We start from the raw sequence: 23513 nt of genomic DNA on the forward strand, positions 1-23513 counted from the left end.
CCGAGCCTCATCAAGCCGACGGAGCCGCACCTTCGATTTCTGCACGCGAGGTCAAAATGCGGTCGATCAGACCCCAGTCCTTGGCTTCGCTCGATTCCATGAAGTGATCACGATCCAGCGTGTTTTCGACTTCGTCATAGGTCCGGCCGGTGTGCTTCACGTAGATCTCGTTCAACCGACGCTTCATCTTAATGATGTCACGAGCATGGCGCTCGATGTCGGATGCCTGACCCTGGAAGCCGCCGGAAGGCTGGTGCACCATGATGCGCGCGTTCGGGGTCGCAAAACGCATGCCCTTTTCGCCAGCAGCCAACAGAAGAGAGCCCATGGACGCGGCCTGACCGACGCAAAGCGTCGAGACTGCCGGACGAATGAACTGCATCGTATCGTAGATCGCCATGCCCGCGGTGACGATGCCACCCGGCGAGTTGATGTAAAGGGCGATTTCCTTCTTCGGATTCTCCGCCTCAAGGAAGAGGAGCTGGGCGCAAACGAGCGACGCCATCGTATCCTCGACCGGACCCGTCAGGAAGATGATCCGCTCTTTTAGCAGTCGGGAGAAGATGTCGTAGGAACGCTCGCCACGGTTGGTCTGCTCCACGACCATCGGCACCAGAGCCAGGGCGGTATCAACGGGGTTTTTCATGTCGGTCCTTTATCAGCCTCTCCCCGTCACGCCGGTGGCGGGAATCACGTAACTTGTGTCAATCCCTACATAGAGTGTCTGGACCCCCACATTCAAGACTGGAGCAAGGGATATCCTTAATGCTCCGCTGCCCTCTCCTGGTCGGCTCTACAGGGTTTCAGGGCATGATGCCAATGAACAGACGCGTGCCCGCCCACCTTGCACAAGAAGCTGCTAACATGGTGAAGTTCCGGTAATTTTTCAGTACGCGCCCCAGTGGCAGATCGCCGCGGCAGTACCAGATAGTGTTCAGGTTTACCGTCTCTGCACGATTGTGCGGCGATATCGGGCAAAATTGCAGTTTGGGAATTTCAACGTGATCGACGTGAAAACGGCCTTCATTCTTTGGGTCGCGCAAGCCGGCGCATTGGCCGTGCTGCTCTTGGGCATCTGGCTGCAGGCTCGAAAAGAGAAACATTTTCTCTATTTCGGAATAGGCTTTGCGCTGCATGCGAGCGGCCTCGCACTCGTCGCTCTTCGCGGACTGATCCCCGATGCCCTGTCGATCCATCTCGGGAACCCGGTGTCTTTGCTTGCCTTCGCGGCCTGGACTGCCGCCGTGGGCGCGATCGACAAAAAGCGTGTGCCCTTCTTTGCGCTCACACCACCGCTCGTGTGGATTGCGGCCAACCTTATCCCTGCCATACGCGATGATTTCGCCTTTCGCGTGGCCACCTACAACGTCGCTGCGGGGCTCGGATTCGCAGCCCTTTCCTTCGCCGCACTGACCGTCCGCTTCAGCACCGTGCGATACCGCGCCCTTCTTGCATCGATCTGGCTCGCCCAATCGGTCTGCGCGTTCCTGTTTGCGGCCGCTGCCGGCTTTTTCGGCGCAGACGATTTCAGCAATCCGCCGGCCACCATCTGGGCGGGCCTCGCTGCCGTCGTCGGCTTTATTGCCAGCCTCGTTATCCTCGCCAAGATGCTGATGGATCGCTCGGAGGAACGCCTCAAGCTTCTGGCGCGAACCGATTCGCTGACCGGTGTCCTCAACCGCCGTGGCTTTTCAGCCGCCTTCGATGCGCTCACATCAACCACGACATCACCACTGATTGCCGTTGTTCTCTTCGATCTCGACCACTTCAAGCATCTCAATGATCGGCATGGCCATGCCGCCGGCGATGCGGCGCTGGTGGAATTCGCTTATCTCTGTGGGGCACTGCTTCCGGAAACCGCCGCATTTGGACGAACAGGCGGCGAGGAGTTCGCTGCCGTGTTGACGATCGGGGAACCCCGCGACGCTGCCCTTTTCGCGGAGACCGTACGGCTTGCGATCGCTGAGCGAAAGATCCGGGTCGGCGACCAGGAAATTCAGATTACAACCAGTGTCGGCATTGCCGTTGGTCCCAGAGAAATGTCAGCCCTGGATGGCCTGATGTCGCGCGCCGACGAGGCGCTCTATGCCGCGAAAAAGCAGGGACGGAACCGGACGTCGTTGAAGGCCGGCGACAGGATCGTGACCGTGCCACCGACCAAGACGCGCACGCTCGATGCCGAGGCCGACAAGCAGGTGGCGATCTTGAGGAGAATTGCCGCGGCAGGCGCGGCATTCGACGACTGACTGAGCGTCCTTCGCTCAGTGCGCGCAGCCGTTGTTCGCCCCCTTGCACAACCGCGCACTTCGGCTAAACAGACGGCATGATTGACCTTCCTTTTCTTTCCATCGACAGCGCCAGCCGGCACGTGTCGCTCAATGCCCGCGACCCACAATTCTACAGCGATCCCAACCGCGCGTATGCGGCGCTTCATGCTGACGCACCGACCTTCTACTGGGAAGAGCAGAAGCAGTGGTATTTCACCGGCTACGACCACGTGAACGCGCTGTTGCGTGACCGTCGCTTTGGCCGACAGATCCTGCATGTCGCGACCCGCGAGGAGATTGGCCTGCCGGAACCGGCCGCCCATACCCGGCATTTCGACAAGGCCGAGGAGCACTCCCTGCTGGAGATCGAGCCGCCAGAGCACACGCGACTGCGCACACTGGTCAATCGCGCCTTCGTCTCCCGGCATGTGGAGAAGATGACGAGCGAGATCGCCGATCTTGCCAACCGGCTGATTGACGCCTTTGAAGCGGATGGAAAGACAGAGCTTCTGACGAGTTTTGCCGACATTATTCCGGTGACGATGATCGCGCGGATGATCGGCATTCCCGAAGACATGGGCCCCCAGCTCCTCAAATGGAGCCACGACTATGTCGGCATGTACATGTTCAAGCGGACGCGGGCCGATGAAGAGGCTGCGGACCGTTCGGCGAAAGAATTCGCCGATTATGTGAGGTCGGTGATTGCCGAGCGCCGGGCTGAACCGCGCGACGATCTGCTCAGCCACATGATCCATACCGAACACAAGGGCCAGTTCCTCACCGAGGACGAGCTGATTTCGACGACCATCGTACTGCTGAATGCCGGGCACGAGGCAACCGTTCACCAGATCGGCAATTCAGTGCGCGTGATCCTTGAAAGCGGGCTAGACCCGGCGCAGATGTTTGCCGACGAGAAGGCGACCGAGCGCACTGTTGAGGAAACACTTCGTATCTGTGCGCCGGTGCATATTTTTGAGCGCTGGTGCATCGAACCGACAGAGATCGACGGCGTCTCACTCAGGCGCGGTGACAAGGTCGGCCTGATCCTCGCTGCCGCCAATCTTGATCCCGTGAAGTTTCCCGAACCGTTGACATTCAAGCCCGAGCGCAACGAAGGCGCCAACCTCTCTTTCGGCGCAGGCATCCACTTCTGCATCGGGGCGCCGCTGGCGCGGCTGGAGCTGAACATCGTCCTGCCTCTGCTGTTCAAGCGGTTGCCAGGGTTGAAGCTCGCAGAGACGCCCAAGGTCAAGGACGTCTATCATTTCCATGGGTTGGAGCGGCTTGATCTGACCTGGTGACGTCGACGGCGTCAGCGTAGCGATTCATCAGCGTTTCGACGGCCCGCCGCATGGCCAGGCGCAATTCCGGCGGGTCAACCACATCGACTTCCGTTCCGAGCTTCAGCATTTCGGATACGGCCATGCGCTCATGCGCCACGGGCAGCCGGATCGTGCGCCAACCGTGCTCGTCGGGTTCGCCGATAAATTCGAGATGGGCGCGGACATAGGGCGCCGCCATGTGCTCGATCTCCTTCAATCGCCAGGGCGAGAGACGAATCACTGCCCAATTCGGATAGAGTTCACGTTCAAGCCGGCACGTGTTTTCGTTCCAGTATTGTGCGAGATTGAAATCCGTCGGCCAGTCGAAACGCTCTTCTGTGACGATGAGGTCGAGAACACGGGAAATGCGATAGGTGCGCGCTGTGTCATTAACACGCGCCACGAGATACCAGGCACCCCCCTTCATCACGATGCCGAGCGGTTCGGCGATCCTGTTCTTCTCGGCCGTCCAGGAGCGGTAGCGCATGCGGATGCGCTTGGAGTTCCACACCGCGTCGGCGATGGCCTGCAGGTAGATGGGCTGCTCCCCCTCCGCGAGCCAGGTGGGCGCATCGAGATGAAATTTCTGCTGCATGCGGCGCGCGCTCTGGCGGAGATCCTCCGGCAAGGCGGCGGTGAGCTTCTTCTGGGCGCCAGCCATCAGGGTTTCCAGGCCGAGATCGGCTGCTGCACCCGGAATACCGGACAGGAACATGGCTTCGGCCTCGGCGGGGGTCAGACCGTTCAAGCGCACGCGGTAACCGTCCAGCAATCGGTAGCCGCCGTCCGAGCCGCGCTCGCTGTAGACCGGGATGCCCGAGAGCGACAGCGCATCGATGTCGCGATAGATGGTGCGCACCGAAACATCGTTTTCATCGGCCAAGGCCTCGGCCGTCACAAGGCCTTTCGCCTGCAGGGTCGTCAAAATGTTGATCAGCCGGCTCGCCCGCATCCAAAAATCTCCCTTTCGGGCATTATGCTAATCCAACCTGACACAATCTGACAGGTATGACGGTGCAATCTCTCCGCATCGCCTCGGAGCGAGATGCTTTCCAAAGGGAGATTTCCATGACCAAGACCCGTCCGATTACCCTCTTCTATTCCCCCCAGACGCGAGCCACTGGGGCACGAATCCTGCTTGAGGAACTGAAGGTGCCCTATGAATTGCATGTGCTGAACATGAAGGCGGGCGAACAGCGGCAACCGGCTTATCTCGCGATTAATCCACTCGGCAAGGTCCCGGCTGTTCGCGTGGGCGACACGCTGGTCACGGAGCAAGGCGCTATCTATCTGTACCTCGCGGATCTTTTTCCAGAGGCGGGTCTTGCGCCTGACCTTACGGATCCGGATCGCGGCGCTTATCTCCGTTGGCTCTTCATCTACGGCAGTTGCTTTGAACCGGCGGTCATCGATCGCTTCATGAAGCGCGAACCGGGATCGATGAACGAGACGCCCTATGCCAGCTACGCGTCTCTGATCGATATGCTGGAGACCTCCCTGACGAAGGGGCCTTACCTGCTGGGAGAGCGCTTCACGGCAGCCGATCTGCTCTGGGGGATTGCGTTGCGTTGGACAACTATGTTCGGCCTGGTCGAGGCACGCCCTGCGTTCCAAGCCTATATGGAGCGCATCAGCAGCCGCGAGGCCGTGCAGAGGGTATCGGCAGAAGACGCGGCCCTGGCCGCAGAACATCAAGCGGCAGCAGACCGGATTGTGAGCGCGAACTAAAGCCGGATCACATAATCCTTGCGAGTCGTTTCAATGACTTCCCAGGTTCCCTTGAAGCCTGGTCTGAGGATCAGACGGTCACCGGCGACAAGCCCGATCGGCTCGCCCCCGTCCTCAGTGACGATCGAACGGCCTTCGAGAATGTTGAAGTATTCCCATTCATCATAGAGGATCCGCCACTTGCCCGGCGTGGACTGCCAGACCCCTGCATAGACGCCGCCATCGGCTTCTTCGAGATTCCAGGTGGTGAAACGCGGGTCGCCTGAAATCAGCCTTTCGGGTGCTGGCGCGCCCTCCTCCGGCGTGACATTGGCGGGATCGAAGGCCAGGGAAAGGCTCATGAGCTGTCTCCAGAAGATAACACGGCGGCACCACATGTGCCGCCGTTATGAAAGATGGTTCAGGCCTTGGCGAGGGCCTGTTCCAGATCGGCGATGATATCGTCGGCATCCTCGATGCCGACCGACAGCCGCACGACATCAGGACCGGCACCGGCTGCAATCTGCTGTGCTTCACTGAGCTGAGCATGGGTGGTCGAGGCCGGGTGAATGATGAGCGAGCGCGTATCGCCAATATTGGCAAGATGTGAGAAGAGCTGCAAACCGCCGACCAATGCCTTGCCGGCTTCCAGACCACCCTTGATGCCGAAGGTGAAGACGGCCCCTGCCCCCTTCGGCGAATACCGCTTCTGAAGGGCATTGTTCGGATCGTCGGCAAGTCCCGCATAGTTGACCCAGGCCACCTTCGGATGGCTTTTCAGCCAGGTGGCCACCTTCAGCGCATTGTCGCAGTGGCGCTGCATGCGCAGCGGCAGTGTCTCGATGCCCGTCAGGAGCAGAAAGGCGTTCATCGGTGCGATCGCGGGTCCGAGATCGCGCAGGCCGAGGACACGGCAGGCGATGGCAAAGGCGAAATTGCCGAAGGTCTGATGCAGCACCACACCATTGTATTCGGGGCGCGGCTCCGACAGCATCGGGTATTGGCCGGCCTTTGCCGACCAGTCGAACGTGCCGCCATCGACGATCACGCCCCCCATCGAATTTCCATGACCGCCGAGAAATTTGGTGACCGAGTGGACGATGATGTCGGCGCCATGCTCCAGCGGACGTACGAGATAGGGGCTCGCCATAGTGTTGTCGACGATCAGCGGCAGACCGTGCCGATGAGCAACTTCTGCAATGGCCGCAATGTCGACGAAGGTACCGCCCGGATTGGCGAGGCTCTCGATGAAGACGGCCTTGGTCTTGTCGTCGATCTGAGCGGCAAAGCTTTCCGGATCAGCGGGATCCGCCCAGCGCACCTGCCAGCCAAAATTCTTGAACGCATGGCCGAACTGGTTGATCGAGCCGCCATAGAGCTTGCGGGCGGCGACAAAATTGTCCCCGGGCTGCATCAGTGTGTGAAAGATGAGGAGCTGGGCTGCATGCCCGGAGGCGACGGCAAGGGCTGCCGTGCCGCCTTCGAGCGCCGCAATTCTTTCCTCGAGAACGCCCTGGGTGGGGTTCATGATGCGGGTGTAGATATTGCCGAACTCCTTCAGCGCAAAAAGGTTCGCAGCGTGGTCCGAGTCGTTGAAGACATAGGCCGTCGTCTGGTAAATCGGCGTAATCCGCGCGCCAGTGGTCGGGTCAGGTTGGGCACCGGCATGGATGGCGAGTGTGGCAAAGCCCGGATTCTTGTCGGACATGATTTCGATCCTCCCTCATGGTTGTCGGAGCGGATCATAACGCGCTTACGTCGTCTGTCAGCCCTGGCTTGTTCCAATCTTCTTGGACAACGGAGCAAATCGATCCTTGATCGATATCAATGACCACAGCCCGGGCTTTGGCATGATGGGGAAGCAACCACGGAGCGCTGCCATGTCCATTTCCCTCACAGATCCGATCCGCCAAGGCTTTCACCATCTGCTCACCTGGTGCGGGACAGGGTTCGAGGCGACGGCTGAAGCCGACCTTCTGGCCAATCTCGATGAGACCCAGCTTGCTGCACTCGCAGAGGATTGCGGGCTGACGCCCCATGAAATGCTGGCGTTGGCAAAGGCGGGCCCGCACGCCGCAGACGAGATGCCGAGATTGATGCGCGCGCTCAATATTGACCCTGCCGAGGTTGAGTTCCGCATGCGAAAGCTGTTTCGAAGCATGCAGGTCACCTGCGCGAATTGCAGCGCCAAGCAATCCTGTCGCCACGATCTGGACAATGGCCATGCGGAAACAGCGTTCGCCAGCTATTGCGGCAATGCCGATCTGATGAACAGCCTGCGCGTCGATCCGGAACTTCTTGTCGAGCGTTGAGCAGGCTCAAAGCCCGAGGCGGGGGATCTCAATGGCCGGGCAGCGATCCATCACCACGCTCATGCCCGCCGCCTCCGCTCGACTCGCCGCTTCGTCATCCCTGACGGACAACTGACCCCAAATCACCTTCGGCGGGATGGCGAGAGATTTCGCCTCCTCAACCACGGCGCCGAGATACTCAGGCGCGCGAAACACATCGATCATGTCCACTGCTTCCGGCAGATCGGCAAGCGTGGCGTACACAGTTTGCCCGAGGATTTCCTTGCCCGCCTGCCCCGGATTGACCGGAAAAACCCTGTAACCATGCGCCAACAGGAAGCGCATCACGCCGAAACTTGGGCGGTCCGGCTTGGGTGATGCACCGACAAGCGCGATGGTCTGGACCTTACCAAGGACTGCTCTCAGATAGTCATCCGGATAATTGTCATGGCCGGTCATTCGGCAATCCTCACTTTCGGCTTGTTCTCAACCCCTAAATGGATTGGCTGCCAGTCGACAACAAGAGCGACCCGCCCTATTTCCCATGGCACTGAGAACAGCTTTGTCCAGCAAAGCTATTTCCAAACGAGGAGGATGGCCGATGCGCCTTCAAGCAATCACTGCCCTTGCCCTTGCATGCGGGCTTGGATCACCGGCCTTGGCAATATCGCGCTACAATTCGACCCAGATGAGTTGCGAGGCCGTTCGCGAACGCGTCATCAATGAGGGCGCTGCAATCTTACGCTATCCATCGACCCGGGTCGCCGGCATGACCCTGTATGATCGCTATGTCACGCGGAATGCCGCCTGCGAACAGCATGAATATGCCGCACGTTCTTATGTGCCGACGAAGGACAATCCGCGCTGCCCCGTCTTGAACTGCCAGGATTACGAGCCGCGTCCCGGTGGGTTCGGCAAGCCCAATCTGCGGTTCTGACGACCTCAGGCTGCGTGAGCCGGACCATCACGATGGGGCCGGTGTGTCGCCTCATAGACCAGCGGATATTCGGAAACGAGTGCACGATTCATCACGACCGAAATCCCTGCCGCCTCGGCCCGAGCCGCCGCCTTGTCATCACGGACGCCAAGCTGCGTCCAGATCGCGGCTGGTCTCGGCGTCATAGCCAGCACCTCATCAACGACCGAATCGAGATACTCGGACCGACGGAACACATCGACCAGGTCAATCGGTTCCGGAATATCGGCCAGAGAGGCGTAAACCGTTCGCCCGAGAATCGTCTCCCCTGCGTGCAGCGGATTGACCGGAAAGACATGATAGCCTTTTCCGAGCAGGAAACCGGCGATCCACTGGCTGGGCCGCCGGTCATTGGTTGAAGCCCCGACGATTGCCACATTGTGGGCTTTCGACAGGATCTCGGCGAGGTAGGCATTGGTATAGTGATCATGCATCATGGACGTCTCTCCCGGCCCTTTTGGGCGCATCGACCATCTTGTGTCACGATGAACAGAATAATGGGCCGCCCTTAACGAAGCGCATGAGAAATCGCTAAAGTTCAGTCCATCACTGGGGCAGAACAATATGTCCCTGCTCATCCTGCGGGAAAAATGGATTGTAGGCGATTTCCCAAAGATGCCCGTCCGGATCGGCCACATAACCGGAATAACCGCCCCAGAAGACTTTCTCCGGGGCCTTGACCAGCGTTGCGCCGCATGACACGGCAAACTTTACGACGGCGTCTACGCCTATCTCACTTGGCACATTATAGGCCAGCGTGACGCCGGAAAACCCCGCCGGCGTGTTCTCGACGCCCACATCTTCAGCGAGGGCAGCCCGGCCATACAAGGCCAGAACTGTCCCCTTGAGCTGAATGAAGGTCACACCCGCGGTGGATGCCGGCGATCTCGACCATCCAAGGCGTCGATAAAATTCGGTGCTGGCTTCCAGGTCCGACACCCCCAGAGTGACCAGAGAAATGCGACGCTCCAATGACATAAAAGACCTCCGTAAACTGAAGTCTGCCGTTACGTTCGGTTTATGTTTTCATTATGTTCATACGAATATTAGCAACCTCGAATGGCAAGTTCCCTCCATTTCTCAATCCTCGGCTTGTTGAAGGAACGCTATCTGTCCAATCGAGTGATTTGCGTATGAGCACTTGTTGCCCATTGTCTCTGTCGACCCGGCGACGCTCTTAAGGTCGCCGTCCACCATCCGACTGCACGGCCAAAGCCGCAACTGGCGGCACTTTTTGCGGCGAATAGTGCGGTAAAATAATACCTCAACAACAAACCATTGATATCATTACGCATTTCTCCGCCCCACCCAGACAGACGCATCTTGACGTGGTTACACTGTCCGCGTAGATGCAGATCCGGAATGAAAGCCTCACGGCCTACGTTCCCTTTTGCGTCGAGAACGGCGCGAAACAAGCAACAAGAAACGCCTGCGGCCCTCTCGGGGACTGGCAGGATCACACGGAAAGAGACCTCAATGTCTACCTTCGTTCAGAAGCCTGCAGAGGTGGAGAAGAAGTGGATCGTCATCGATGCCGAAGGGCTCGTTGTCGGCCGCCTTGCCACCATTATCGCCACGTATCTTCGCGGCAAGCACAAGGCCACCTACACCCCCCATGTTGACGACGGCGACAATGTCATCGTCATCAACGCCGAAAAGGTCGTCTTCACCGGCAAGAAGTATGCCGACAAGAAGTACTACTGGCACACCGGCTATCCGGGCGGCATCAAGGAGCGTACGGCTCGCCAGATCATCGAAGGCCGCTTCCCGGAGCGCGTCGTTGAAAAGGCTGTCGAACGCATGATCCCGCGCGGCCCGCTCGGCCGTCGCCAGATGAAGAACCTGCGCGTTTACGCCGGCGTAAACCACCCGCATGAAGCCCAGCAGCCCGTCGCTCTCGACGTTGCAAAGCTGAACAGCAAGAACACAAGGAGCGCCTAATCATGGCCGATCTTTCTTCCCTGAAGGACCTTGCCCCGGCACAGGACGCAGCTCCGGCTCACGTCCGCAAGGTCGACTCGCTGGGTCGCTCCTACGCCACCGGCAAGCGCAAGAATGCCGTTGCCCGCGTATGGGTCAAGCCGGGCTCCGGCAAGATCACCATCAACGGCCGCGAATTCCGCACCTACTTCGCCCGTCCGGTCCTGCAGATGATCCTGCAGCAGCCGATCATCGCAGCTGCCCGTGATGGCCAGTTCGACATCGTCGCGACTGTCGCCGGTGGCGGCCTGTCCGGCCAGGCCGGTGCTGTTCGTCACGGTCTCTCGAAGGCCCTCACCTACTTCGAGCCGGGCCTGCGTCAGGTCCTGAAGAAGGGTGGCTTCCTGACCCGCGACAGCCGCGTTGTCGAGCGTAAGAAGTACGGCAAGGCCAAGGCCCGTCGTTCCTTCCAGTTCTCGAAGCGCTAATCGCTTCTCGAACGGTTCGATGCTCTACAGAAGGCACATGGTTTCATGTGCCTTCTTTTTTGAGACCCACAGGGTTTCGAGGCGCGTGCTGACAGCCGATCAACCGGGGAAAACGCCGGTTCATTTGCCGAGAGCGACCCGCCGTGGATGCTCGCCTTCCGTGGAAACATGCAGATGCAGTATAGAAGAGAGCTCGACGGACTGCGCGCCTTGGCCGTTCTGCCGGTTGTCCTCTTCCACGCCCAATTGCCCTTTTTCGATGGCGGGTTCGTTGGCGTCGATATCTTCTTCGTCATCAGTGGATATCTGATCACCAGCATTCTCCTGGAACAACTCGACCAGGGCAGCTTCTCTCTCGGCCAATTCTACGAGCGACGAGCGCGGCGCATTCTGCCGGCGTTTGTGGTGATGATGCTCGTCTGCCTGCCACTGTCGCAGATCCTGATGGATCCACACACCTTCCAGGAGTTTCTCGACAGCTTTCTCCAAAGCGCCATCGGCCTTTCGAACCTCTACTTCATGGACCAGGTCGGCTATTTTGCGCCCGATGCCGATCTGCAGCCTCTTCTGCACACCTGGAGCCTGGGCATTGAGGAGCAATATTATTTCGCCTTCCCCTTGTTGCTCGCTTGGCTGACTGCGTTCAAGCCGAGCTTGAGGACACAGGGCATTATCGGCCTGACAGTCGCCGGCTTTGTCTTTGCAGAGGTTGCGCGGCATTTTGATCCTGAGCGCAGCTTCTTCTTCACCTTGTCGCGCACTTGGGAGCTGGGGATGGGCTCAGTCTGTGCAGCTCTTGTCCGAAAACGCGAATTCAGGGCCAGCAATCTGTACAGCCTGACGGGCCTCGCCCTCATTGTCTTCAGCCTCATCGTCTATGATCGGACGGTTCCGTTTCCCAGCGTCTACACGCTCCCGCCCTTGATTGGGACGTGCCTGATCATCCTCTTCGCACAGGAAAAGACCCTCGTCGGTCGGCTGCTCTCGGCGCCACCATTTGTCGGGCTCGGGCTCATTTCCTACAGTGTCTACCTCTGGCATCAGCCGATCTTCGCGTTTGCACGCTTGCTCAGCGCCGAACACCCCTCTTCCCTGCAGATGGCCGGACTGTCGGCTCTCACCATTCTGGTCGGATGGATATCATGGCGCTGCATCGAGCAGCCTTTTCGACAACCGCAACATACCCTTCTGGCCGGCAGACGGCAGATGCTTGGTGCAAGCGCAGCGGCGATCGTCACGCTTCTCGGCCTCGCAGGACTTGGAATCGCCTTCGAAGACTACAGTCGCGCAACATGGCTTCGCTCGAACCCGGACATCGCTGGCCCTTATCTTTTGTTGGAGCAAGCCCAGCTAGAGCGCAATCTGAGGGCTGGCGCCATGGGAGACCCAAAGCCGACCGAATGCAGGTTCAGGGCACCCAACCTCGACGAGGCCGTGGCGAAGAGGCTGGACGATTGCCATCGCAAATATGGACCAGGCATCATGGTGCTTGGGGATAGTCACGCCATCGATTTCTTCGGCGTGGTCATTTCCCGGTTCGCCTCACCCTTCGTCGTCGGCATGACACAAGATGGCTGCCGGCCGCATGATCCTGAATCCGACTGCCAGTTTGATCAGGTGGCGGACTATTTGAGCCAGAGGAATGGGCAACCCATCAAGCGCGTCGTCTATACACAGGCTGGGTTCTACCTGATGCAGACGGCCGATGGCAGCCCAGTGAGGCGCAGCTTCTTTGACAAGCTGACGATCAATACGCCTTTGCCAAGGACGTTGCCCGACGCCGGGCGCATTGATGCAACGGTTGCCTACCTGAACAGGCTCAGCCGCTTCACCCAGGTGAAATGGGTGGGACCACGCACCGAACCCCACATACCATTCAAGCATTTTGCGCGTGTCGGCTGCGACGCCCGTTTTACATTGCGCCCCGGACAGGGCGAGGCGTTTGAAGCCCTCGATGCTTTCATTGGCAGCAGGGTCGCGAAGTCCGGCCAATTTTCCTATGTCTCGCAGAACCAGATGATGCGTTTCGACTGGGCGACGGACTATAGCGACTGCAAAGAATTGTTCTTTGCCGACGGGGACCATTACTCGGCAGCAGGCGAGATCCGGTTTGGCCGCGATCTTCCTCCCAGTTTCCTCAACTGAGCTTGCGAGCGTCGCGCCCAAGCATCTTGTCAAATCGTCGTCGTTGCGGAAGAGATCAGGGGCAAGCACGAGGGGACGGCATGGACAACACCGCGACCACTACAACGCAACAGACCGGCCGCCCCGGGCTCTTAGTACCGCTCGCAGTCGCATGCGCCACGGTCGTTTTCTTCTTCACGATGCTGGTGCCCTTCTGGAATGACTATCGCACCGGTGGCAACAACTGGAAGCAGGGCGACTGGTTGATCAGCAGTCTGAACGAACCGATACGACGCGGCCCTTTCGGCAGCGCTCTGATTACGGTCTCGGATATGCTCGCGATCAGCCCGCTCACATTGACGTTCGTTTTGCAGCTGCTGCTCCTCGGATTGTTGCTCATCGTCACGGCTCTGATTTTTCGTGCGCTTGTCAGGCGTGACAGGGTCTATCTCCTTCTTCTCATCTCCCCCGGCTTCTATTTGGTCTTCTGGGCAGCCGATCCCCAGGGCAGCCTGCGAAAGGAATTGCTGGCCTTCTGCGCTATGGGACTGGTCCTTACCTATCCCCTCTACCGCTCGAAGGTGGTGGTGTTGCTCGGCTGTCTCCTGTTTGTCATCGCAGCCATCGGGCACGAACTCAATGTTCTGCTATATCCAGCCTTTGTTGCCGTGACGGCGATCATCGGGACAGGAGCCAAATCCAGACGGTTCTTCGTGGTCTGCGGTCTCCTTGTGTCCATCGGCAGTGTTGCTGCACTTGGTTACGCGATCACTTTCTCCCGCGTCGCGGACGTTGCAACAATCTGTGCGCCACTGCTGGAGCGCGGACTTTCTGCAGAAATCTGCAAGGGCGCAATTGGGTTTCTGAATCAGGGTACCGACGCGGCGACAGCGCTTGCATCTGAAAAGATGTCGACGGGATCTATCGTCGGCTTCTTTGCAGCCGGCTACCTTGCCGCATTGCTGCCGATCGTCTTCTTCATCAGCCGCCTTGCGCGTCCGGGATTGCCCGCGCTGGCACTCATGCTCACGGCCCTACCCATCCTCCCTCTTTATATCGTCGCGGTCGATTGGGGACGGTGGATCAGCCTTCATATCACGTCCGCAGTCTTCATCCTGACTGCCCTCGGACTGACAGGGCGCCTTGCCATCACAAAACGGATATCTGACGCTGGCATCATAATCTTCACACTCGCCGCAGTCCTGCTGACGCCGAACCATGAGACCGGCCTCGTCATCGGCGGTGTCGTGCGCCGGGTTGTTGCACTGACCTACTGGCTGCTCGGAATATAATCCGCCACCCCCAAAGCCCCACAGAATTGCTCTCTCCACAGAGGCTGGTTAGGGTGGGCCGAAAGACAATAGGAACCGAACAGGACATGGCCAGCAAGACAATCGACAACGCGTTTACAGCGCCTGCATTGCGCGCGGCTGCTACCGACCCGACCTATGCAGGCGCGCTCTCCTTCATGCGCCGCCTCTATTCCAAGGATCTGGCGGATGTGGATGCAGTCGTGCTCGGCATTCCCTTCGATGCGGCCGTGTCAAACCGTCCTGGAGCGCGTTTTGGACCACAGGCGATCCGGCGCGCCTCGGCGATCTTCGACAATGACCCGCAATACCCCTTTTCGCGGGATCTGTTCGAACAGATGTCGGTGATCGACTACGGCGATGTCCTGCTGGACTATGGCAATCACCAGGAGACGCCCGCCCGTATCGAAGCGCAGGCGGCGGCGATCATCGCATCCGGCGCCTACCTGCTCGGTCTCGGCGGCGACCACTTCGTCACCTGGCCGCTTTTGAAGGCGCATGCCGCGAAGCATGGTCCCTTGGCGCTTGTCCATTTCGATGCGCATCAGGACACATGGGACGATGACGGCCAGCGAATCGATCATGGCTCCTTCGTCTGCCGCGCTGTCCGCGAAGGTGTCATAGACCCGGAGCATTCGATCCAGATCGGCATTCGCACCCATGCGCCTGAAGATTTTGGCATCCGGATCCTGCATGGGTGGGAGGTCGAGGACATGAATGCGCAGGCCATCGCAGACGCGATCCTCGCCCATGTCGGCAACCGCCCCTGTTATCTCACCTTCGATATCGACTGCCTTGACCCCGCCTATGCGCCGGGTACGGGCACGCCAGTCGCCGGCGGACCGTCTTCTGCGAAAATCCTGTCGGTCCTGCGCAAGCTCGGCCCCCTCGATATCCGCGGATCCGATATCGTCGAAGTGGCACCTGCCTATGACCATGCCGACATCACCGCAATTGCCGGTGCGACCGTCGCCATGTATATGCTCGGGCTGAAAGCGGAGAAGCTCGCGGCAAACCGATGAACACGATGCGTGAACCGTTTATCAAGATGAATCCAGAAACCGCTCCAAGCGACTGACAGGAATAGAGAAATGGCAGCGAAGATCTTTATCGACGGCGAACACGGCACGACAGGCTTGCAGATCCGCACGCGTCTGGCCGAACGCCGCGACATCGAGCTTCTCTCCATTCCGGAAGCCGAGCGGCGCAATGAAGCGATGCGGGAAGACCTGCTCAACACCGCCGATATCGCGATCCTCTGCCTGCCTGACGACGCGTCGAAGCAGGCCTATGAGATGACTGCGGCCAACAACAATGTCCGGCTGCTCGATGCGTCGACTGCATTCCGTATCCATCCTGATTGGGCCTATGGCTTTGCCGAGATGGACAGGGCGCAGCGGGAAAAGATCCGCACGTCGCGGCATGTCTCCAATCCCGGATGCTATCCAACCGGCGCCATTGGCCTCATCCGGCCGCTGCGGGCCGCGGGCATCCTGCCGGATGGATATCCGGTCTCGGTCAATGCCGTCTCCGGTTACTCCGGCGGTGGCAAGCAGATGATCGCGCAGATGGAAGACCCAACACGTGACGACGCAATCTCGGCCAATAACTTCCTCTATGGCCTGAACATGAAGCATAAGCATGTGCCGGAAATGAAGACCCACGGCCTGCTCGACCGGGCGCCTCTGTTTGCACCATCCGTTGGCCGGTTCGCGCAAGGCATGATCGTCCAGGTGCCGCTGTTCCTGGAGGACCTGGCGGACGGTACGACGATCGATAGCGTCCATGCCGCGCTGGTGCAGCACTATGCCGGTCAGGACATCGTCTCGGTCGTCCCGCTGACGGAGAGTGCGGGTCTTAGCCGCATCGATGCCGAAGAACTGGTCGGCAAGGACACGATGAAGCTTTACGTCTTTGGCACAGCGGGTATGCCGCATGTCAATCTGGTCGCCGTGCTCGACAATCTCGGTAAGGGCGCTTCTGGAGCGGCCGTGCAGAATATGGACCTTATGCTCTCGGCTTGAACCGGCGGCCTATCCAACAGAAAGGCGGCTACGAGATCTCGCAGCCGCCTTTTTGTTTGTCTTCGACGCTTGGTTCTAAGTCGTTAAACCCATCCGCGGCAGGCCGCCATCAGTCCCTGATTTCGACCGTCACCGGGCGGGCCCGCTCGCCGTAAAACCCCCGCAGATGCGCAACGGTAAAGGCGAGCAGCACCAGCGCCATGCCCTGATGGGTCAGGCCTGCATGCAGCGGAACCTGCGTGACGAGGGTGAGAACGCCGATTGCCGCCTGGATCGTGACAAGACCGAACAGCACCATACTGCGGCGCGCATGGGTCGAGTTCGCATTGCCGCGCAGGGACTGGACCATGTGCAGGAAGACCGCGGCGAAGAGCACATAAGCGCCAATGCGGTGGATGAACTGAACCGTCTTCGGGTTCTCGAAAAGATTGATCCAAGCCGGCTGCTGGACAAACAGACCGCCGGGCACGAGCGCGCCATCCATGAGCGGCCAGGTGTTGTAGCTGTAGCCGGCGTCCAGTCCGGCCACGAGGGCTCCAAGATAGATCTGCACGAAGGTCAACACGAGCAGGATACCAGCGAACATCCGTGAATGCGCGCTTGGCGCTGCTTCCTCGCTATGGGGCGAAAGGCTGCGCATGATCCAGACGCAACTGGCGAAGATGAAGCAAGCCATCATCAGATGCACGGCCAGGCGATACTGGCTGACATCGACACGCTCGCTCAGGCCTGAGGAGACCATCCACCAGCCGATGAAACCCTGCAGGCCGCCCAGACACAGGAGGCCGACCAGCGGCAGGCGCAGGCTGGGCTCGATTCGTCCCCGCACCCAGAAATAAAGGAGCGGCAAAGCGAAGATCATGCCGATCATGCGCGCCAGCAGGCGATGCGCCCATTCCCACCAGAAGATGAACTTGAATTCGTCCAGGGTCATTCCCTTGTTGATCTGCTGGTATTCGGGGATCTGGCGATAGAGTTGGAGCTCTTCTTCCCATTCCGCGACGCTCAGCGGCGGAATGACGCCATGGATCGGCTTCCATTGCGTGATTGACAGGCCTGAATCCGTGAGCCGCGTTGCGCCGCCCACCAGAACCAGACAGAACAGCGTGAAAATCACCACGCCGAGCCAGATGCGGATGGCGCGCCTGTCTGAATCCAGACGCGCAATCTCCTTGCGGACTTGAAATTCGGTTCCGGTTGTCACAGCTGTCATTCGTCAATCCTCTTCTGGACCGTTGATTTGCATCAGCCGCGCGTGCAAAACAAGCCCGCTGCTTTGCGGCAAGCGGTCGCGTCGTGAGAGACCATCGGCCATGGCAAACGAGAGGCCCAACATGCGCCCTACCCTTCGCTCCTTCATCGGGACGATCCTGATCATCGTCATCGTCTCGCTTTATGCCTTGCTGGCGACCACTATTGCCACCGCAACACTGGCAACCGCGCCCTGGTGGGCCCACCTCCTTTACTTCCTGCTGACCGGCCTCTTGTGGGTCGTTCCGGCCATGCTGGTGATCAAGTGGATGGCGGGATCGCGAAAAAAGCAGGACGGCGGCCGTTAACACGGTGCTAACCGCAATCGGATCGCCGCCCCAAGCTATCGGGGCCTGCTAACCCTTTGTTGTCGCGCCCCCGGTAGCTTCGCTGTGTTCCAAAGCCTGGGACGAGAGGCGGCAAGGCTATGCACAGCATGACATCACACAGAGCAGAAAGCTCTGGATCTGAGGGCGCTCTCCCAACAACTGCGCCGGCCAGTTCTCTGAAGCGCACCTTCAGTGTTGGACCGATTTCAGTCCGTGTGCACAGGTCGATGGACACCGTCGAGCGAGAATGGCGCCGTCTCGAGATGGACCGTTGGAATTCCCTTCACCAGGGATTCGACTGGTGCAGCGCCTGGATCAAGACCCATGACGTTTCGGTTGTCATCATCGAGGCTAGACTTGATGGCGAGCCTGCTTTCATCCTGCCCCTGCAGATCGAGCGCCACAGCCTTGTGCGCGTTGCCCGGTTCATCGCTACCAGCTTTACCAATTTCAACAGTGGTCTGTTTAGTGCTGCGTTTCGCCAACGGAGCCACGAGTTCCACGACGACATGTGGTCCGATCTTTTTCGCGAGGCGCTTGCTCTTGAGGTGGATCTAGTCAGCCTGAGCAATATTCCGATCGTCTGGCGTGGCGAGACGAACCCACTCAGCGCTCTGACATCCGTGCGAAACCAGAACAGTGCGTTTCAGCTGGCCCTCGGCCCCGACATGGAAACGACACTTGCGCCGCTCAATGCCAAGGCACGCCGGAAGAAGTACAGGACACAGATCCGACGCCTGGACGAGGTCGGCGGTTTCGAGCATGTACGCGCCCTGACATCGGACGAAAAACACGCTCTGCTCGACTGCTTTTTCCGCCAGAAGGCCACGCGCTTCGAAGCCGCAGGGCTTCCGAACGTGTTCCGCGCCCCTGAAACGCAGGCCTTCTTCCGCATGCTGCTCGATCTCGACAGGGGTGGCAACGATGTCCCGCTGGAGCTTCACGCCATCCGACTGAAGGGCCAGCATGAAGGGGCGATAGCCTCGATCACCGGGCTCTCACGCAAGGGCGATCATGTCATCTGCCAGTTCGGCTCGATAGACGACCGGCTCTTTCCGGAGGCGAGCCCAGGAGAATTGCTGTTCTGGCTGGTGATCGAACACAGCGCCGTCACGGGAGCCAGCATTTTCGATTTCGGCATTGGCGACCAGGAATACAAGCGACGCTGGTGCAAGAAGGAAACGGAGCACTTCGACATTCGGGTGCCCCTGACGGGGATCGGGCGACTGGCTGCTCTCGCCGGCACGGGCACAACCCGCGCCAAGGCATTGATCAAGGCGCGTCCGGCGATCTACGCATTCCTGCAGAGGCTGCGCGCCCGCAGCGCGACCTAAAGGACCTCAGGCCGCGTCGCGATCGCGATCAGACTGTGGCAGCCGGGCCGACATCAAGACGAGGTCGGAATATCCCACCGCTTCGAACGCCGCCATGATCTCTGCCAGCTCCCGCTCATCCGGTTCCGGTGCCGAGAGGATGATCTCGTGCGTCCCGTTGCGGCTCAGTCGCGCAACACCTTCGGCCTGGGCAGGTCCACATTCAACAATGACCAGGTCATAGGCATCGGCCAGCGCGTCGACGATCATCGTCAACCGATCTGCACCACGCATCGCCTGACGGATATCAGCATTGCCCTGCGGCACGATATCGGCCGCGGACAGGCGGTCCGGGTGGATGCAATCGGCAAAGGCTGCATCTCCAGTCAGGAGATCGGTGATACCCGAGAGCTCTGATCCATGTGTCATCAACTGGGTTGGCCAACCGGAACCCGTCATATCGACGAGAACGACGCGCCGGCCTCTGCGTGCCAGCTCGCGGGTCAGCGCCACCGTGCCCTCGGAGCCCTCGTCGCCAGATGGCGAGATGGCAAAGGCAATCGAGGTTGCTTCCTCGACAAGGTAGTCGGCAACGGCCGCCGCCGAGAATTGGTCGTCTTCCTCCGTGCGATCATCCGGGACGACGAGATCCGCCATGTCATCGACTGCATGGCGCGCAACAGGCTCTTCCTCAACGAGACCGGCGGAAACGTCGAGATTGCCGCGCGCCACGCTGCGCGGCTCGGCTGCAACAGGCACGTCCTCGACGTCCAGCGGACCGGCAACGTGGTAGCCCCGCTGGCGAACGGCGCGGCCGCTGAAAAGCTCAATCAGCATGACGATGATCGACAGCAGGATCAGAGTGGCCAGGGTCGTCACGATGGTAATCGGCAGAACTTTCGGGAAGCTCGGATCGGCCGGTTCGATGGCAGCGGATATCAAGCGCGCATCGGCGGGGCTTGCATCCTTGTCCAAACGCGATGAGGCCTCACGGTATCGGGCGAGATACGTTTCCAGCAGTTGGCGCTGGGCGGCGGCTTCCCGCTCGAGGGATTTCAGCTCGACTTCGTCTTCTCCGGCGCGGGCCGTGTCAGCCTTGACGGTGTTGAGCTGTGCGACAAGCTGGGTTTCCTGCTCGCGGGCGACGGCTGCCTGGTTTTCAAGACCTGCGGCAACCTTGAGGAGTTCGGCTTGGATCTGCTGGCGGATGCCGGACAGCTGGGACCGCAGGGCTTTCATCTGCGGGTGACCGTCAAGCAATCGTGTCGATGCATCGGCAATCTGCGCCCGGATCTGCGATTCCGTCGTATTGAGACGGCGGATCGATTCCGACCCGGCGACGGCCTCGAGCGTGTCGGTCGGCTTTCCGGCCTTAATCGTGGCCCTCAGATTTTCCGCAGTTGCTTCCGCGGCAGCGCGCTCACCACGCACCCGGGCAAGCTCCGTCGAAATATCGGCAAGCTGCTTGCTGGTGAAGGATGTCTGGTCGGAACCGAGCGGCATGAGGCCAACCGACGACCGGTACTCGGCGACGGATTGCTCCGCCTCCCGAACCTTGCCTCTGAGGTTGGCGATCTCCGTCTCCATCCAGCGAACCGCCTCGCTGTTACTGTCGAGCTTGGCCCCGCTTTGCAGCGACCTGTAGACGCCGATGATTGCATTGGGCACGGCGGCCGCAAGCTTCGGGTCCTTGGAGGTAAACTCCACGGCGATCACGCGGGATTTGTCGAGCTGATAGACGGCGAGGTTCTGCCGAAAGGTCTTCAGGACGCGCTCTTCCGGTGCGAGCTCCAAGGGGTTCTTCTGCAGGCCGAAAAGCACAAGGAAATCGGTGAGCGCCGAGGCGCGCGAGTCCGGATCGAATTCGGCAAGCTCATAAAGCTTCAGATCGCGGGCAACCTGCTTCATCAGGTCGGTCGATTGCAGGAGCTGCACCTGGCTTGCAATATTGAGTTCATCCGGCAAGGGTTCGCTGGCAAGCGACGCCGTGCCCGAAGCGGAGAAATTCGGCTGACCGGACTCGATCAGCAGTTTCGCATCGCTCTTGTAACTGGGGGCAATCGCATTGGCGCCGACGAAGGCCAATCCACCGGCGAGCACGGTCGCGCCGAGCACCAGGCCCTTTCGCTGCCAGATGGCGCGAAAAAGCTGTGCCAGGTCGATATCGACATCGTTTTGGTCGCGGTCCAAGCTCGGCATCGCCTACTCCCGGGGTCTGTGTGCCCGCGCAATCGTAAACCAGCATGGTAACTCAGAGGTTAACCCCCTCCCCGGCGCAGTTTCCGTAGAGGAATGCCAAGCATATCCAATGATGCCACGCGCCGTTTACGCGGCATTAACCCTAACCGAATGATAACGGGATCATAACTTCAGTTCTTTCGGGGGCGCTTTGGCGCATGGCAATGACGGGCAAAAACGCGATAACCTTGATCGCAATGGCGATCATGTCGATCACGGTCTCCGGTTGCGCCAGCTATCGCCCGGCGCCCAAGGTCTTTCACGAGGCGACGATCCAGCCCTATCGCCTCGACAGCGGCGACCGTCTGCGCGTTACCGTGTTCGACCAGACCAATCTCAGCAATACCTATACCGTCGACCAGGCTGGCTACATCGCTTTCCCGCTCGTCGGACAAGTCGCTGCCCGTGGCGCGACCTTGACGCAGCTTGAAGGCACCCTCGCCCAGAAGCTCAAACAAGGTTATCTGCGCGATCCGGACGTCACGATCGAAATCGATCGCTATCGTTCGATCTTCGTCATGGGCCAAGTCGGCCAGCCCGGCCAGTATGCCTATGTGCCCGGCATGACAATCCTCAACGCCATTGCGGTTTCGGGCGGCTTTAATGGTCGCGCCAATCAGCGCGATGTCGACGTGACCCGTAAGATCAACGGGCAGATCATCACCGGACGCGTGCCGATCACCGATCCGATCCTTGCCGGCGACACGGTTTATGTCCGCGAGCGCCTGTTCTGATCCATGAACCAGCCCCCCTTGCGCATCGTTCATTGCTTTCGGTCGCCCATCGGCGGGATTTTCCGCCATGTGCGCGACCTTGCCGAACAGCACAGCAAGGCGGGTCACAAAGTGGGTATCCTCTGTGACAGCACGACGGGCAGCGCGCATGAAGACAGGCTGTTCGAACAGATCATGCCCTATCTGGAGCTCGGCCTGACAAGGCTACCGATTCGCCGGGGCGTGACACCCGGAGACCTAGTGGCTCTCTCCAACAGTTACAAACAAATCAAGGCATTGCAGCCGGACATCCTGCATGGACATGGCGCCAAAGGTGGCGTCGTCGCGCGGGTGATCGGCTCACTTCTGCGGGCGAAAAGGTATCGCGTTGCCCGCTTTTATTCCCCGCATGGCGGCAGCCTGCACTTCTCCAGAGGGTCGGCTTCCGGCCAACTGGTGTTTGCCGCCGAGCGGGTGCTGGATCGGATGACCGACGCCATTTCCTTCGTCTGCGACTATGAACAGCGCACCTACGAGAACAAGATCGGCAAACCTCGCTGCCATCAGACACGGATCTACAACGGCATCAGCGACCGCGATTTCGGCCCCATCATCCCCGAGGCAGGGGCTGCGGATTTCGTCTATGTCGGCATGCTGCGCGATCTGAAAGGGCCCGATGTCTTCATCGAGGCCTTCGCCGAGACGGAGCGCCTGGTCGGACGGCCACTTCGGGCCCTGATCGTGGGCGACGGTCCGGACGAAGCGAAATACCGTCAGCAGATCGAGATGAAGGGCCTTGCACGCCGCATCGGCATGCTTGCGGCCATGCCGGTCCGTGAGGCTTTTGCGAAGTCTGACATCGTCGTGGTTCCGTCCCGGGCGGAAGCCATGCCCTATATCGTGCTGGAGGCTCTTGCTGCCGAAAAGGCACTGATCGCATCGCGCGTTGGCGGTATTCCGGAAGTACTCGGCACAGAAAGCCAGGCCTTGGTCGAGCCGGGCAATGTACAGGCACTCGCCTCCGTCATGGCACGAGCCCTGACCACGCCCGGCTGGAAACGCGATACCATGCCGACCCCAGACAGCTTCCGGCAGCGTTTTTCCGCAGTCGTGATGGCGCGCGACATGGAAGCTCTCTATCGGGACCGTTTGGCCCAGCTCTGATCCGCCAAACCGTATCATCCCGGAACACTCTTCCCCACTCAGCAAGCAGGGCTAAAGCGTTTCTTAGGACCTTCCA

The 23513-nt window shown here is 59.8% G+C and carries 24 protein-coding genes; 15 read left to right on the forward strand and 9 right to left on the reverse strand.

Features of this window, described 5'->3' with window-relative positions; translation table 11 throughout:
- Positions 1 to 10 precede the first annotated feature (10 nt).
- Positions 11 to 646 carry an ATP-dependent Clp protease proteolytic subunit gene (locus IP76_RS15125; protein ID WP_054159056.1) on the reverse strand — a complete coding sequence of 212 codons (636 nt, stop codon included), beginning with the start codon at positions 644 to 646 and terminating at the stop codon, positions 11 to 13.
- 355 nt (positions 647 to 1001) lie between these two features.
- Between IP76_RS15125 and IP76_RS15130 the strand changes: the two genes are divergently transcribed.
- The gene (locus tag IP76_RS15130) at positions 1002 to 2246 is read left to right on the forward strand and encodes a GGDEF domain-containing protein (RefSeq protein WP_054159114.1); all 1245 of its coding nucleotides are present in this window, start codon (positions 1002 to 1004) and stop codon (positions 2244 to 2246) included.
- A gap of 77 nt (positions 2247 to 2323) precedes the next feature.
- The gene (locus tag IP76_RS15135) at positions 2324 to 3568 is read left to right on the forward strand and encodes a cytochrome P450 (protein WP_054159057.1); all 1245 of its coding nucleotides are present in this window, start codon (positions 2324 to 2326) and stop codon (positions 3566 to 3568) included.
- On the opposite strand, the gene IP76_RS15140 is transcribed toward IP76_RS15135, so the two are convergent.
- The gene (locus IP76_RS15140) at positions 3516 to 4541 is read right to left on the reverse strand and encodes a YafY family protein (protein WP_054159058.1); all 1026 of its coding nucleotides are present in this window, start codon (positions 4539 to 4541) and stop codon (positions 3516 to 3518) included. The genes IP76_RS15135 and IP76_RS15140 overlap by 53 nt on opposite strands.
- 116 nt (positions 4542 to 4657) lie before the next feature.
- On the opposite strand from IP76_RS15140, the gene IP76_RS15145 reads away from it, so the two are divergent.
- Positions 4658 to 5317: a glutathione S-transferase family protein gene (locus IP76_RS15145; RefSeq protein WP_054159059.1), complete on the forward strand. Its 660-nt coding sequence runs from the start codon at positions 4658 to 4660 to the stop codon at positions 5315 to 5317.
- On the opposite strand, the gene IP76_RS15150 is transcribed toward IP76_RS15145, so the two are convergent.
- Positions 5314 to 5658 carry a cupin domain-containing protein gene (locus IP76_RS15150; protein WP_054159060.1) on the reverse strand — a complete coding sequence of 115 codons (345 nt, stop codon included), beginning with the start codon at positions 5656 to 5658 and terminating at the stop codon, positions 5314 to 5316. The two genes, IP76_RS15145 and IP76_RS15150, sit on opposite strands and share 4 nt — an antisense overlap.
- A 59-nt stretch (positions 5659 to 5717) precedes the next feature.
- On the reverse strand, positions 5718 to 7004 hold the full coding sequence (locus IP76_RS15155) for an O-acetylhomoserine aminocarboxypropyltransferase (RefSeq protein ID WP_054159061.1): 1287 nt from the start codon (positions 7002 to 7004) through the stop codon (positions 5718 to 5720).
- Between the two features lie 172 nt (positions 7005 to 7176).
- Between IP76_RS15155 and IP76_RS15160 the strand changes: the two genes are divergently transcribed.
- Entirely contained in the window at positions 7177 to 7608 is a 432-nt protein-coding gene (locus tag IP76_RS15160) for a DUF6455 family protein (RefSeq protein WP_054159115.1), read from the forward strand.
- Positions 7609 to 7614: 6 nt separating this feature from the next.
- Here the strand turns inward: IP76_RS15160 and IP76_RS15165 are convergent, their stop codons facing one another.
- The gene (locus IP76_RS15165; protein WP_054159062.1) at positions 7615 to 8046 is read right to left on the reverse strand and encodes a CoA-binding protein; all 432 of its coding nucleotides are present in this window, start codon (positions 8044 to 8046) and stop codon (positions 7615 to 7617) included.
- A gap of 142 nt (positions 8047 to 8188) precedes the next feature.
- Between IP76_RS15165 and IP76_RS15170 the strand changes: the two genes are divergently transcribed.
- Positions 8189 to 8524 (forward strand): hypothetical protein, encoded by a 336-nt coding sequence (locus tag IP76_RS15170; RefSeq protein ID WP_054159063.1) that lies wholly within the window; start codon positions 8189 to 8191, stop codon positions 8522 to 8524.
- Between the two features lie 5 nt (positions 8525 to 8529).
- On the opposite strand, the gene IP76_RS15175 is transcribed toward IP76_RS15170, so the two are convergent.
- Both IP76_RS15175 and IP76_RS15180 read right to left on the reverse strand, forming a co-directional pair.
- Positions 8530 to 9000 carry a CoA-binding protein gene (locus tag IP76_RS15175; RefSeq protein WP_054159064.1) on the reverse strand — a complete coding sequence of 157 codons (471 nt, stop codon included), beginning with the start codon at positions 8998 to 9000 and terminating at the stop codon, positions 8530 to 8532.
- A gap of 109 nt (positions 9001 to 9109) precedes the next feature.
- The gene (locus tag IP76_RS15180) at positions 9110 to 9541 is read right to left on the reverse strand and encodes a VOC family protein (protein WP_054159065.1); all 432 of its coding nucleotides are present in this window, start codon (positions 9539 to 9541) and stop codon (positions 9110 to 9112) included.
- Between the two features lie 498 nt (positions 9542 to 10039).
- Here IP76_RS15180 and rplM point away from each other — a divergent pair, with 498 nt between their 5' ends.
- From rplM to argC, 6 genes are all read left to right on the forward strand, one after another.
- Positions 10040 to 10504 carry a 50S ribosomal protein L13 gene (gene rplM, locus IP76_RS15185; RefSeq protein ID WP_054159066.1) on the forward strand — a complete coding sequence of 155 codons (465 nt, stop codon included), beginning with the start codon at positions 10040 to 10042 and terminating at the stop codon, positions 10502 to 10504.
- Positions 10505 to 10506: 2 nt separating this feature from the next.
- Positions 10507 to 10971 (forward strand): 30S ribosomal protein S9, encoded by a 465-nt coding sequence (gene rpsI / locus IP76_RS15190; protein WP_054159067.1) that lies wholly within the window; start codon positions 10507 to 10509, stop codon positions 10969 to 10971.
- Positions 10972 to 11145: 174 nt separating this feature from the next.
- The gene (locus IP76_RS15195; protein ID WP_197278354.1) at positions 11146 to 13116 is read left to right on the forward strand and encodes an acyltransferase family protein; all 1971 of its coding nucleotides are present in this window, start codon (positions 11146 to 11148) and stop codon (positions 13114 to 13116) included.
- Between the two features lie 80 nt (positions 13117 to 13196).
- A complete protein-coding gene (locus IP76_RS15200) occupies positions 13197 to 14387 on the forward strand; it encodes a hypothetical protein (protein WP_054159069.1) in 1191 nt (396 codons plus the stop codon).
- An 86-nt stretch (positions 14388 to 14473) separates the two neighbouring features.
- Positions 14474 to 15427, forward strand: coding sequence for an agmatinase (speB, locus tag IP76_RS15205; protein WP_054159070.1), 954 nt, complete (start codon positions 14474 to 14476; stop codon positions 15425 to 15427).
- A gap of 69 nt (positions 15428 to 15496) precedes the next feature.
- Entirely contained in the window at positions 15497 to 16429 is a 933-nt protein-coding gene (argC, locus tag IP76_RS15210; RefSeq protein WP_054159071.1) for an N-acetyl-gamma-glutamyl-phosphate reductase, read from the forward strand.
- Between the two features lie 109 nt (positions 16430 to 16538).
- On the opposite strand, the gene IP76_RS15215 is transcribed toward argC, so the two are convergent.
- Positions 16539 to 17642 (reverse strand): COX15/CtaA family protein, encoded by a 1104-nt coding sequence (locus tag IP76_RS15215; RefSeq protein ID WP_054159072.1) that lies wholly within the window; start codon positions 17640 to 17642, stop codon positions 16539 to 16541.
- Positions 17643 to 17763: 121 nt separating this feature from the next.
- Here IP76_RS15215 and IP76_RS15220 point away from each other — a divergent pair, with 121 nt between their 5' ends.
- Entirely contained in the window at positions 17764 to 17988 is a 225-nt protein-coding gene (locus IP76_RS15220; protein WP_054159116.1) for a DUF2842 domain-containing protein, read from the forward strand.
- A 248-nt stretch (positions 17989 to 18236) separates the two neighbouring features.
- Positions 18237 to 19343 (forward strand): GNAT family N-acetyltransferase, encoded by a 1107-nt coding sequence (locus IP76_RS15225; protein WP_245281476.1) that lies wholly within the window; start codon positions 18237 to 18239, stop codon positions 19341 to 19343.
- A 6-nt stretch (positions 19344 to 19349) separates the two neighbouring features.
- Here IP76_RS15225 and IP76_RS15230 read toward each other — a convergent pair whose 3' ends face one another.
- Positions 19350 to 21521: an exopolysaccharide transport family protein gene (locus IP76_RS15230; protein WP_054159073.1), complete on the reverse strand. Its 2172-nt coding sequence runs from the start codon at positions 21519 to 21521 to the stop codon at positions 19350 to 19352.
- Positions 21522 to 21718: 197 nt separating this feature from the next.
- Here IP76_RS15230 and IP76_RS15235 point away from each other — a divergent pair, with 197 nt between their 5' ends.
- Positions 21719 to 22294, forward strand: a complete 576-nt coding sequence (locus tag IP76_RS15235) for a polysaccharide biosynthesis/export family protein (protein ID WP_054159074.1) — start codon at positions 21719 to 21721, stop codon at positions 22292 to 22294.
- A 3-nt stretch (positions 22295 to 22297) separates the two neighbouring features.
- Positions 22298 to 23437: a glycosyltransferase family 4 protein gene (locus tag IP76_RS15240; RefSeq protein ID WP_054159075.1), complete on the forward strand. Its 1140-nt coding sequence runs from the start codon at positions 22298 to 22300 to the stop codon at positions 23435 to 23437.
- Positions 23438 to 23513: the final 76 nt, after the last annotated feature.

The sequence above is a fragment of the Rhizobium sp. AAP43 genome (assembly GCF_001296045.1).
Lineage (GTDB): Bacteria > Pseudomonadota > Alphaproteobacteria > Rhizobiales > Rhizobiaceae > Allorhizobium.